This is a genomic window from Vibrio sp. 03-59-1, from assembly GCF_013114135.1.
Classification (GTDB): Bacteria; Pseudomonadota; Gammaproteobacteria; order Enterobacterales; family Vibrionaceae; genus Vibrio; species Vibrio cortegadensis.
The window spans coordinates 103,384-116,063 of record NZ_VTYA01000003.1 but is presented as its reverse complement, the minus strand read 5'-3'; the positions used below and the strand labels follow the sequence as shown (position 1 = coordinate 116,063).

Sequence of the window (12,680 nt, the reverse complement as noted above, 5' to 3'; positions counted from 1 at the left end):
AAAAAGAGCGACTAGAATGTCGCTCTTTTTATATCCAGCAATCAACCAGCCGCATACATTATTGCATCAATTCGTCAGTACTTGATGGTTGGGCTCTATATCTTGTTGACTAGATAGCCTTTTAATATCTTTAACCATCATGATAATAACCACAATACTCAATGCTATATTGGATAGAGGGTAAGCAATCCACACCCCCGTCAGTCCAATCATTTTTGGCAATAAATACAAAAATGGCAGTTGAATTAGCATGTTACCTACAGTCACAAACATTGCTTTCCCCCCACGGTTTATCGCTTGGTAATAAGCACCTGCAACCACAAGAAAACCATCTAAGAATAGAGCGAATAAATGTAAACGGATCCCAAGAACGGCATTGTCAATCAACTCCGAATCTTGTGAGTTAAAAACCGATATCGCTTCATAAGGGAAGATATTTAATAGAATAATAAACAGCACTCCGCCCACAATAGACGTTATCATCGCAACGTTAAGTAACTGCTTAATATTATGGTTATTTTTAGCACCGTGATTATAGCTAACCAGCGGTTGCATCCCATTAGCAATCCCCTCTACTGTTAAGTAGTAAACCGTTACGATATATCCCAAAATCGCATATGATCCAATGATCAACGTATTACCGTACTGAGTAAATAGTGCATTATGTAACGCCACCATCATAGACCCGTATGCGTACATAAAAAAGCTTGAAACACCGATAGCAAACAGTTGAGGTACATAGTTCAAACGTAATACTAAACAGCGCCTAGTGAGCCGCAGTTTTGCTCGAGAAGAGAAAAAGTATCCTACTCCTAATACTGTTACGATCATTTGAGCAATGCCTGTCGCCAACGCCGCTCCAGTTAACTCCCATTTGAGCCACACAATAAAAACGTAATCAAGAGCGATATTGATGACAGCACCAATGATCATCAATACCGTAGCAAGGTTAGGGCTATCGTCATTACGCAATAAAAATGGCAGTGCAATAGAACCTAGCGAGAAGACACTCGCAAAAATCAAAACATGCAAATACTGCAAACCAAGCTCTAATACGCGCCCTTCCGCTCCTTGCACTAATAGGAAAGCATCTGAAAAGTACCACAATAAGATGGATACCACTGGTGCTAAACCTGCCAATAAAATCAAGCCAGTCGCCAGTACTTGCTTTGCGCTTTCGCTGTCTTGTTCACCTTGTTTGATCGATGATAACGCACCAGTCCCGACCCCAATCATCATTCCGAGACCAAGAATGCACCCAATAACAGGCCAAGCGACATTAATACCAGCAAGCCCTTCAGCGCCCATGTAGCGACCAATAAAAATACCATCAACAACTTGGTACAACCCATTGACGAGCATTGCGGCAACGGTAGGAATGGTATAACGCCAAAACTGGCGATAAATAGAATTTTTCATAATCTCTTTTTCATTAGCTATTTGTGCATTTAGTTATCTATAAACTTAGTCATCTATAAACTTAGTTAATCCATAAATTTAGTTATCAAGGCTAACTAAATGGGTAAATTCAATCTTATTTCAACGCTTTTTTCAGAAGCTCATTTAACTGCTGAGCTTCAATTTCCGTCAGACCCTTCATCAAACGATCCGACATTAATTCATAGACTTTACTTTCCAACGAAAGGTTGTCAGTAGCTAAAGGCGTTAGGCCAACCCGTTTAGAGCGGGCATCTTCGGGGCATGGTTTCCGCTCCACTAGCCCTTTACGCTCTAATCGTTTCACCATATTCGTTGCCGATGGTTTCGTGACTTGCATCTCGGCTGCTAAATCGGTCAAGCGAATCAGTTCAGGGGCAGCTTGAATGACTTTGAGGTAGTCATACTCATTGAAACTGAGCTGAGCAATCGGATCTTCCTTACTGTGCACTCTCCAAATTTTCGCTGAAAATCGCTCTAGCTCTTCTAGGTGGTGATTTAAACTCATGTATCGCTCATTTTAGTTAGCAAGGCTAACTAGTTTACTATTTGAGTGTTTTAAAAGCAAAAAAAAACCGCCACGTGGACGGTTTTCTTTCAATTATTATGCGGCTATTGCGTTACTACTTCGCTTTTCTCTGAACTTTCACTCATTTTTTTAGCGTTGGTTTCGGCTAAACGCTGAGCTTTCACCTCTTCAAAAATCCGTCCAAGCTCTAAAAATGAGTAACGATGTTCCACATACTCAAACACATTAAATGACAGGGCTAACTTATAGAGAGAGACGGCATTAGCATAGTCACCGACCAACTGATAACGCTTACCCAAATAAAAATAGACTTCGGTGAGTCGTTGCGCCAGCAGTGTGTTGTCACGGCTACTTGTTAGCACGGCTTTGAATGCTTGCTCTTCCGTAATTTTATCCAGAGTCAATGCCACTAACACCCAGCCCCAGCTTTCATCTTTCGATTCATAGCGTGCTAATAGCGCTTGTTGCGCTTCAATAGGGTCAAGTTCGTATTGAATTATATACAACCACAAGGCACGAAATGGATCGCTGGGATCATCCTGATAATGCTTGGTCATATCTTCAAATGCTAAATCAATACGATCACCATAATAGAGTGCAATCGCTCGGTTTCTTTCAGCATAAGAGTTAGAGGGATCAAGCTCTAACGTTGAATCAAAAGCTTCATATGCGGCATCAAACTCACCAACTTGAGTAAAGTACACTCCCAATAGGTTGAAGATGTCAGGCTGAGCAGGCTCTAATGCTAGAGATTGATTAAAGTCTAAACGAGCAAGATCTCGCAACCCAACGCTATCGTAGTAATTCCCCCGTTCATAAAACATCTTGGCGCGAACTTCATCTTTAAGATCAGAACGCTGCAACAATTGAGTCAAGCGAGCAATTTGTACTTCTTGCTTAATTGTCGATTGAAGAGGCACTGCCATCGGTGGATAGATCCACTGACTTGACTGCTTTGTTGTTGATGAACATCCAGTCAATACCAGCATTATGCATAGACTAGCGGTTTGAAACCATTTCACAAATAGATACTCCTGTTAAACCCGCATGAAAAAGGGGAGCGATATCGCTCCCCTTTATAACATGCTTTGAGACTTATAGGCTAATAAACCCTAAGCTCATCACCTTAAGCAATTAAGCTTCAGGTGCAGCGTTTTCTTCAGCTGCAGGCTGTTCTACTGCTTCTTTCATGCTTAGACGTACACGGCCTTGACGGTCGATTTCAAGAACTTTAACTTGAACTTCTTGACCTTCAGTTAGGTAGTCAGACACTTTCTCGATACGCTTGTCAGCGATTTGAGAGATGTGTACTAGACCATCTTTACCAGGAAGAATCGTTACGAATGCACCGAAATCAGCTAGACGAGCAACTTTACCCGTGTAGATAGTACCCACTTCAACTTCTGCAGTTAGTGACTTGATACGGTTGATTGCGTCTTCAGCTTGTTCGCCAGAAGTTGCAGCAATTTTAACTGTACCGTCATCTTCGATTTCGATAGTTGTGCCTGTTTCTTCACAAAGAGCGCGAATAACCGCACCGCCTTTACCGATAACATCACGGATCTTATCAGTGTTGATTTTCATTGTGTGGATACGTGGAGCAAACTCAGAGATATCTTCACGAGCGCCAGAGATTGCTTCGTCCATAACAGTAAGGATGTGCTTACGCGCACCTTGTGCTTGGTTTAGAGCGATCTGCATGATCTCTTTAGTGATACCTTCAATTTTGATATCCATTTGAAGAGCAGTAATACCGTCGTTAGTACCCGCAACTTTAAAGTCCATGTCACCTAGGTGATCTTCGTCGCCAAGGATGTCAGAAAGAACAACGAAATCATCGCCTTCTTTAACAAGACCCATCGCGATACCAGCAACAGATGCTTTGATTGGAACACCAGCATCCATAAGCGCTAGAGAAGTACCACATACAGAAGCCATTGAAGATGAACCGTTAGATTCAGTGATTTCCGATACAACACGTACTGTGTATGGGAATTCTTCAATTGAAGGCATAACTGCTTGGATACCACGTTTCGCTAGCTTACCGTGACCAATTTCACGACGCTTAGGAGAACCAACAAAACCAGTTTCGCCTACACAGTATGGAGGGAAGTTGTAGTGTAGAAGGAAGTGATCTTTCTTCTCACCCATTAGGCTATCGATGATTTGAGCATCACGTTGTGTACCAAGCGTTGCAGTAACAAGTGCTTGAGTTTCACCACGAGTAAATAGAGAAGAACCGTGAGTACGTGGAAGAACACCAGTACGTACGTCTAACGCACGAACCATGTCTTTTTCACGACCATCAATACGTGGGTTACCAGCAATGATGCGGCTACGTACTACGTTTTTCTCTAGAGAACCAAGCATGCCGCGAATTTCACGTTCATTTAGTTCTTCGTCTTGAGCTAGAAGCGCTTCAACTGCTTCAGTTTTGATTGCGCCAACTTGCTCGTAACGTGCCATTTTTTCAGTGATTTGGTACGCTTCAGAAAGACGAGTTTCTGCAAGTTCAGCAACTTTAGCTTTAAGCTCTGCGTTTACTTCTGGAGCAGTCCAATCCCAAGATGGCGTCGCAACTTCAGCAGCGAACTCGTTGATTGCTTTAATAACAACTTGTTGTTGGTCGTGACCGTAAACAACAGCAGAAAGCATTTCTTCTTCAGATAGGTTATCCGCTTCAGATTCAACCATAAGAACTGCGCCTTCAGTACCAGACACAACTAGGTCCAGTTTAGAGTTTTCAAGCTCTGTGTTTGAAGGGTTAAGTACTAGTTGACCGTCGATGTGACCAACACGTGCAGCACCGATAGGACCATTGAATGGAACACCAGCGATAGAAAGTGCAGCAGACGTTGCGATCATAGTGATCATGTCTGGGTTTACGTCAGGGTTGATAGACACAACCGTAGCGATAACTTGAACTTCGTTTTTAAACGCACTTGGGAAAAGTGGACGAATTGGACGGTCAATAAGGCGAGCTGTTAGTGTTTCAGCTTCAGAAGGACGACCTTCACGCTTGAAGAAACCACCAGGAATTTTACCAGCAGCGTAAGTACGCTCTTGGTAGTTAACTGTTAGCGGGAAGAAATCTTGACCTGCTACCGCTTCTTTTTTTGCTACTACAGAAACGAATACTGACGTATCGTCCATTGTTGCCATTACAGCAGCTGTAGCTTGGCGTGCCATTACGCCTGTTTCTAGAGTTACGGTGTGGTTACCGTACTGAAATGATTTTACGACTGGATTCGCGAACATTTGATTTCCTTACTCTAAACTCATATGAGATTTAGAATGATTAAATGAATACTCAAAGCAATACTAATCGCGACTAGTACAAATTGACTTCGAAAAAGATAATTTGTAATAGTCGCGACCAATTGGTCGACTTCGGTGACTGTAAAGCGATGAGTTAGATTAATATGTGAAACAACATAACGTTATTTCAACGAGGCATAGTATAAACTATTTTTAATTAGAGAGGTATTTCAAGCGGTAAAAAATACTGGGGTTTCAGGCACAAAAAAAGGAGCGATAAACGCTCCCCTTTCTTCAAACTGTCTTTGTAGACATCGCTATTAGCGACGTAGACCTAGACGCTTGATAAGATCTTGGTAACGAGTAAGGTTTTTGCCTTTCAAGTAGTCAAGAAGTTTACGACGGCTAGAAACCATACGTAGCAGACCGCGACGGCTGTGGTGGTCGTGGATGTGCGTTTTGAAGTGACCTTGAAGGTGGTTGATAGAAGCAGTAAGTAGTGCTACTTGTACTTCTGGTGAACCAGTATCGTTTTCACATTGTGCGTATTCTGCAACGATTGCTGCTTTAGTTTCTGCATTCAGAGACATAATTCTCTCCTGATAAGAGTAAGTTTATAATTTGTAACAGCCAATCTCTGATTCAGCTGCTACGCGAGGGGCGGATTATACGGGGGCTAAAGTTTAAACACAAGATATTTGGAAGCAAATAACGCGCAATTTACGATTCTCTTCCCCCTCAAATCAATCTAAGCAAAAGCAGCATATAAAAAAACCGAAGCCAAATGACCTCGGTTTTAAAATATCAATTTAAGCGCAGTCTATGCTTGCGGCTCTTCTTCTCTGAAAACAACCAAGCGCTTAGGTGCGACACGGCCATCATCATCAATTTCAGCAACCCCAATAAAGAGTTTCTCTTCACCGCTCGTCATTCGAACAACACCTTCCGAAGGCGCGCCTGAAACTTGAACTTGCATACCGTGCTGAACGAGATCTGTCAGCTCTGCATTCATGTTCACTTCTGGTAAGTCTTCAACCGCAGTATCCATTGGCATTAGCAGTGGATCAAGTAGCTCTTTCGGTGCGATGTCTTGCTCTTTCGCTTGCTCTAACAGTTCATTTAACTGCTCAAGAGTCACCATTTTCTCGTAAGGATATTTTGCAACACCAGTACGACGCAAATACTTAACGTGGGCACCACAACCTAGCATCTCCCCAAGGTCATCCGTAATCGTACGGATATATGTCCCTTTCGAGCAATGCACTTCCATCTCAACTTCATCACCTTCAAAACGAAGCAACTCAATGGAGTAGACAGTGATCTTACGAGATTCACGCGGAACCTCGATACCTGCACGCGCATATTCATATAAAGGCTTACCTTGATATTTCAATGCAGAGAACATTGATGGAATCTGATCGGTTTCACCTTTGAAGGTTTCGATACAGATCTCAAGTTGCTCTTGAGTCACGTTTACATCACGAGTTTCTACCACTTCACCATCAGAATCAGAGGTATTGGTACGCTCACCAAGCTTAGCAATCACCACGTAGCGCTTATCAGAATCTAAAAGAAACTGAGAAAACTTCGTCGCCTCACCAAGACAGATAGGCAACATACCCGTCGCAAGAGGATCAAGTGCGCCGGTATGGCCCGCTTTCTCAGCAAAATAAATACGCTTTACTTTCTGCAGCGCATCATTAGATGAAATTCCAGTTGGTTTATCCAAAAGGATCACACCATTAATTGGACGACCTTTACGACGACGAGCCATTACTCTTCACCTTTCTGCTCAGATTCATCTTTCTGTTCAGCTTCGTCTTCACGACCTGATTCAACTTGCTTGCGCTTATCTTCACTTAGAACTTCGCTTACTAAGTTAGACATACGCATACCTTCAACAAGCGTGTTGTCGTAAGTAAAGCGAACTTCAGGTGTTAAACGATGGCGAATACGCTTACCTAGCATCATTCGAACAGGAACTTCATGCTCTTTAAGTGCTGCTAAGCTTGATTCTGGTGTTTGCTCACCCACACATAAGAAAGTAACGAATACTTTTGCGTAAGCAAGATCACGTGATACTTCAACATCTGAAATGGTAACCATACCAATGCGAGAATCACGCACTTCACGTTGAAGGATAAGAGCGAGCTCTTTTTGTAGTTGTTGCGACACACGTTGTGTGCGGCTAAATTCTTTTGACATTTCTTTTCTCACTATAGAAAGAATGGGGGGCTATCAGCCCCCCATGGTGTATTCAACAACCGTATCACTTACCTTTTTGGCAAGTTAATAACTTTGTCAATTAGTCGAGAGTACGTTGAATTTCAACGATTTCGAATACTTCGATTTGGTCACCAACGCGAACATCATTGTAGTTCTTAACGCCGATACCACATTCGTAGCCATTCTTAACTTCTTGAACATCGTCTTTAAAGCGACGTAGTGACTCTAGCTCACCTTCGTAGATAACAACGTTTTCACGTAGTACACGAATTGGGTTGCTACGCTTAATTGTACCTTCAGTAACCATACAACCAGCAATCGCACCAAGTTTAGGCGATTTAAATACGTCACGTACTTGTGCAAGACCGATGATTTCTTGTTTGAACTCAGGTGCAAGCATGCCGCCCATTGCTTGTTTCACTTCGTCAATCAGTTGGTAAATGATTGAGTAGTAACGCAAGTCTAGGTTTTCATTTTCAACAGTACGACGAGCCGTTGCATCAGCACGTACGTTGAAGCCTAAGATGATTGCATTTGAAGCCGCTGCTAGCGTTGCATCAGTTTCAGTAATACCACCAACACCAGAACCTACGATGTTAACTTTAACTTCGTCAGTTGATAGTTTACGTAGTGAATCAGCAATTGCTTCAACAGAACCTTGAACATCCGCTTTCAGTACAACGTTACATTCAGCAACTTCACCAGCTTCCATGTTCGCAAACATGTTTTCTAGTTTCGCTTTCTGTTGACGTGCAAGTTTAACATCACGGAATTTACCTTGACGGTAGTTTGCAACTTCACGAGCTTTACGCTCATCACGTACAACTGTCGCTTCATCACCAGATGCAGGAACACCAGAAAGACCTAGAATTTCTACTGGGATAGATGGACCAGCTTCTGAGATCTCTTGACCATTTTCATCGCGCATTGCACGAACACGGCCGTACTCTTGACCACAAAGAACGATATCGCCTTTGTTTAGAGTACCTGATTGAACAAGAACAGTAGCAACTGGGCCACGGCCTTTATCTAGACGAGATTCAACAACAACACCTGATGCCATACCTTCTTTAACCGCAGTTAATTCAAGTACTTCAGATTGAAGAAGAATAGACTCTAGAAGACCATCGATGTTTGTACCTTGCTTAGCAGAGATATGTACAAAGATGTTCTCGCCGCCCCACTCCTCAGGAATAACGTCGTATTGAGCAAGCTCATTTTTAACGTTATCAGGGTTAGCGCCTTCTTTATCGATTTTGTTTACCGCAACAATCAGAGGTACACCAGCCGCTTTTGCGTGTTGGATAGCTTCGATTGTTTGTGGCATAACACCATCATCGGCAGCAACTACAAGTACTACGATATCTGTCGCTTGAGCACCACGAGCACGCATAGCAGTAAACGCCGCGTGTCCAGGAGTATCAAGGAAAGTGATCATACCGTTGTCAGTTTCAACGTGGTATGCACCAATGTGCTGTGTAATACCGCCAGCTTCCGCGTCAGCAACGTGTGCACGACGGATGTAATCCAGTGTAGATGTTTTACCGTGGTCAACGTGACCCATGATAGTAACAACAGGAGCACGACCTTCTAGAGCAGCATCGTTATCACGATCAGACAGTACTGCTTCTTCTAGTTCATTCTCTTTACGAAGAATAACTTTGTGGCCCATTTCTTCGGCAACAAGAGAAGCCGTTTCTTGGTCGATAACTTGGTTGATAGTCGCCATAGCGCCCATCTTCATCATTACCTTAATAACTTCAGTTGCTTTTACTGACATTTTGTTTGCCAGTTCAGAAACAACAACAGTTTCGCCAATAACAACATCTTGCTTAGCAACAGCTGCGCTCTTATCAAAGCCATGTTGCATTGATGTAGGCTTAGCCATTTGATCTCTGCGGTTGTTACGACCGCCACGTTGGTTATTACGACCACCGCGTTTGTTCGCATCCGCTGGCGCTTTCTTCTTACGACGGCGAGGTGCTTTTTCTTCTTTTTGGTCGGCAGCATCTTCTGCTTCACGAGCATAAGTCGAAGTCGTAATATGATAATCCGCAGATTTCTCAAGTTCTTTCTTCTTCTTCTCTTCTTCAGACCAGCGTTCTTGGTTCTCTTCCGCAAGCTTGCGAGCTTCTTCAACTAGCTTCGCTGCTTCTTGCTCAGCTTTACGCTGTGCTTCTTCTTCCTGACGACGTTTTAGTTCATCAGCTTCTTTTTTTGCTTGCGTGTTTACATCAGAATTCTTTGCGTTCATGTCTTTTTTAGCCTTTTCAGCTTGTACGCGTTTCGCTTTTTCTTCCGCTTCACGTTTTGCTTCCGCTTCACGTTTTGCTTTATTTTCAGCGTCGCGTTGTGCTTTGTTTGCAGCTTCACGTTGTGCTAGCTCTTCAGCTTCGCGTTTTGCTAGCTCTTCAGCTTCACGATTAGCCGCATCCTCAGCTTCACGTTTTGCATCGTCTTCGATAGCGCTGCGTTTTACGTAAGTACGCTTCTTACGTACTTCTACTTGAACATCCTTGCTCTTGCCGCCACTAGCAGCAACACTTAGTGTACTACGAGTTTTACGCTGGAGTGTTAAGCGAGTCGGTTCTGTTTCACCAGAAGTATCACCATGTTCTTTCTTAAGATGCATAAGAAGTTGTTGCTTCTCTGTATCAGAAACTTGGTCATTACCTGCTTTTTTCATTCCAGCATCAGCAAGTTGTTCTAATAAGCGGTCAACTGGAGTACCAATTTCTTCACTCAGTGCTTTAACTGTTAAATCTGTCATACCGCTCTCTCCTTGCTGAATTATGCTTCGTCGCCGAACCAACAAATGTTACGTGCAGCCATGATTAGCTCACCTGCGCGTTCTTCTGTTAGATCTTCGATACCTTCAAGTTCGTCTACACCTTGGTCAGCAAGATCTTCAAGTGTTACTACACCTTTTGCTGCCAATTTGAATGCCATCTCGCGCTCAAGACCTTCAAGACCTAATAGATCTTCTGCTGGCTCAACACCATCGAATGTCTCTTCTTGAGCAAGGGCTAATGTAGTTAGAGCATCTTTTGCTCGGCCACGTAGCTCTTCAACAATACCTTCGTCCAGACCATCAACTTCTAATAGTTCATGTACTGGTACGTAAGCCACTTCTTCAAGTGTTGAGAAACCTTCTTCAACAAGCATTTCTGCAAAATCTTGTTCGATATCAAGGTGCTTCATGAAGCTTTCAATAGCAGCTACTGATTCTTCTTGGTGCTTCTTCTCTAGATCAGCAACTGTCATTACGTTAAGTTCCCAACCAGTAAGTTGTGAAGCTAGACGTACGTTTTGACCACTACGGCCAATGGCTTGAGCTAGGTTATCGGCTTCAACAGCAATATCCATTGAGTGAGAATCTTCATCAACAATGATTGATGCTACGTCAGCTGGAGCCATTGCGTTGATAACGAATTGCGCAGGATTATCATCCCACATAACGATATCAATACGTTCGCCACCTAAGTCGCCAGAAACAGCTTGAACACGAGCGCCACGCATACCAACACACGCACCGATTGGATCAATACGTTTATCGTTAGTTTTCACTGCAATTTTCGCGCGTGAACCAGGATCACGAGCAGCACCTTTCAGTTCAATTAGCTCTTCACCAATTTCAGGCACTTCTACGCGGAATAATTCAACTAGCATTTCAGGTTTTGAACGAGTTACGAACAGTTGGAAACCACGAGCATCTGGCTTAACTGCATATAGTAAACCACGAACACGGTCACCTGGACGGAAGTTTTCACGAGGAAGTTGGTCATCTCGTAAAATTACCGCTTCTGCTTGGTTACCAAGATCCAGAACAACTGTATCGCGGTTAACTTTTTTCACAACACCAGTAACTAAGTCACCTTCGTTATCAATAAACTGTTCAACGATTTGAGCACGTTCAGCTTCACGTACTTTTTGTACGATAACTTGTTTTGCTGTTTGAGTAGTAATACGGTCAAACGTCACTGACTCAATTTCGTCTTCAACAAAACCGCCAAGCTCTAGGGTTTCATCTTCATACTGTGCAGCTTCAATTGAAATCTCTTTTGTAGGGAATTCAACTTCTGCTACCACTTCCCAGCGACGGAAAGTTTCAAAATTACCGCTCTTACGGTCAATAACAACACGAGCTTCAATTTCTAAAGCGTGTTTTTTCTTAGTGGCTGTAGCCAATGCGATCTCTAGTGCTTCAAAGATACGCTCACGAGGAAGTGCTTTCTCATTAGAAACAGCCTCAACTACCGCTAAAATTTCTTTGTTCATTAATCTAGCCTCTTAAGCTCTTCTCTCTAGGAGAACTAAAATTTAGGGATTAGGTTAGCTTTAGAAATATTGCTCAATGCAAAATGTTCTTCTTGCCCGTCAACAGTTACAGTGATGGTCTCACCTTCAACTGCATTGATCGTACCTTTCCACTTGCGGCGGTTAGCAACGGCCATTTTTAATACGATGCTTGCCTCATGACCAATAAATTGTTGGTAATGATTTGCATTGAATAGTGGTCTTTCTAAACCTGGTGAAGATACTTCTAGGTTATACGCCACAGAAATAGGATCTTCAACATCTAACACTGCACTTACTTGACGGCTAACTTCAGCACAATCTTCTACAAAAATTCCATTTTCATGGTCAATGTAGATACGTAGTGTTGAGTGCTCACCAGCACGAATAAATTCCAATCCAACTAACTCATAGCCTAATGCAGCCACTGGCGCATCTAGCATTTCAGTAAGTTGTCTTTCTAAACCAGTCATTTAACCACTCCAGAAACAAAAAAAGGGCTCAGAGCCCAATTTAAATCCCAAGCAAACTACCCATACAATTTCGAAAATCGAAAAGTACAGATAACAAAAAACCCCGAAAATCGAGGTTTATGTTGCTGGACCCTGATGTGTTAAGTATATAGTCTCAGAGGACTTTTACACTTAACTCGCAGTGAGGTTCACACTGCGCAAACTTGCGACCAAATCAATCATTAAAGAATAATCAAAAATGGTTGCGGGAGCCGGATTTGAACCGACGACCTTCGGGTTATGAGCCCGACGAGCTACCAAACTGCTCCATCCCGCGTCCGACTTAATGAGATTATACACTCTCAATTAAGGTTTTTACAAGTTTGTAAATATGGTGCCGAGAGAGGGACTCGAACCCTCACACCCTAAGGCACTAGCACCTCATGCTAGCGTGTCTACCAATTTCACCATCTCGGCATCAA

The 12,680-nt window shown here is 42.8% G+C and carries 10 protein-coding genes and 2 tRNA genes; all 12 read right to left on the bottom strand.

All coding sequences use genetic code 11. From position 1 onward, the window contains the following. Nucleotides 1-66: 66 nt before the first annotated feature. The gene (locus tag F0249_RS03990) at nt 67-1,419 is read right to left on the bottom strand and encodes an MATE family efflux transporter (protein ID WP_171755942.1); all 1,353 of its coding nucleotides are present in this window, start codon (nt 1,417-1,419) and stop codon (nt 67-69) included. Between the two features lie 115 nt (nt 1,420-1,534). Then, a complete protein-coding gene (locus F0249_RS03985) occupies nt 1,535-1,945 on the bottom strand; it encodes a MarR family winged helix-turn-helix transcriptional regulator (protein WP_017054098.1) in 411 nt (136 codons plus the stop codon). Nucleotides 1,946-2,049: 104 nt separating this feature from the next. Beyond that, nucleotides 2,050-2,988, bottom strand: a complete 939-nt coding sequence (gene nlpI / locus F0249_RS03980; protein WP_171755941.1) for a lipoprotein NlpI — start codon at nt 2,986-2,988, stop codon at nt 2,050-2,052. A 112-nt stretch (nt 2,989-3,100) separates the two neighbouring features. After that, nucleotides 3,101-5,224, bottom strand: coding sequence for a polyribonucleotide nucleotidyltransferase (gene pnp / locus F0249_RS03975; protein WP_113799182.1), 2,124 nt, complete (start codon nt 5,222-5,224; stop codon nt 3,101-3,103). A 320-nt stretch (nt 5,225-5,544) separates the two neighbouring features. Beyond that, complete coding sequence (gene rpsO / locus F0249_RS03970) at nt 5,545-5,814, bottom strand: 30S ribosomal protein S15 (protein WP_017054101.1); 270 nt, start codon at nt 5,812-5,814, stop codon at nt 5,545-5,547. 230 nt (nt 5,815-6,044) lie between these two features. Beyond that, on the bottom strand, nt 6,045-6,998 hold the full coding sequence (gene truB, locus F0249_RS03965) for a tRNA pseudouridine(55) synthase TruB (RefSeq protein ID WP_171755940.1): 954 nt from the start codon (nt 6,996-6,998) through the stop codon (nt 6,045-6,047). Then, nucleotides 6,998-7,429 carry a 30S ribosome-binding factor RbfA gene (gene rbfA, locus F0249_RS03960; RefSeq protein ID WP_017054103.1) on the bottom strand — a complete coding sequence of 144 codons (432 nt, stop codon included), beginning with the start codon at nt 7,427-7,429 and terminating at the stop codon, nt 6,998-7,000. The genes truB and rbfA overlap by 1 nt, the downstream gene beginning before the upstream one ends. Nucleotides 7,430-7,529: 100 nt before the next feature. Then, a complete protein-coding gene (gene infB, locus F0249_RS03955; protein ID WP_136995548.1) occupies nt 7,530-10,220 on the bottom strand; it encodes a translation initiation factor IF-2 in 2,691 nt (896 codons plus the stop codon). A 20-nt stretch (nt 10,221-10,240) separates the two neighbouring features. Then, nucleotides 10,241-11,728, bottom strand: coding sequence for a transcription termination factor NusA (gene nusA / locus F0249_RS03950; RefSeq protein ID WP_113799188.1), 1,488 nt, complete (start codon nt 11,726-11,728; stop codon nt 10,241-10,243). A 35-nt stretch (nt 11,729-11,763) separates the two neighbouring features. Further along, nucleotides 11,764-12,219: a ribosome maturation factor RimP gene (rimP, locus tag F0249_RS03945; RefSeq protein WP_017054106.1), complete on the bottom strand. Its 456-nt coding sequence runs from the start codon at nt 12,217-12,219 to the stop codon at nt 11,764-11,766. 239 nt (nt 12,220-12,458) lie between these two features. Beyond that, nucleotides 12,459-12,535, bottom strand: a tRNA-Met gene (locus tag F0249_RS03940). A gap of 55 nt (nt 12,536-12,590) precedes the next feature. Further along, nucleotides 12,591-12,675, bottom strand: a tRNA-Leu gene (locus F0249_RS03935). Nucleotides 12,676-12,680: the final 5 nt, after the last annotated feature.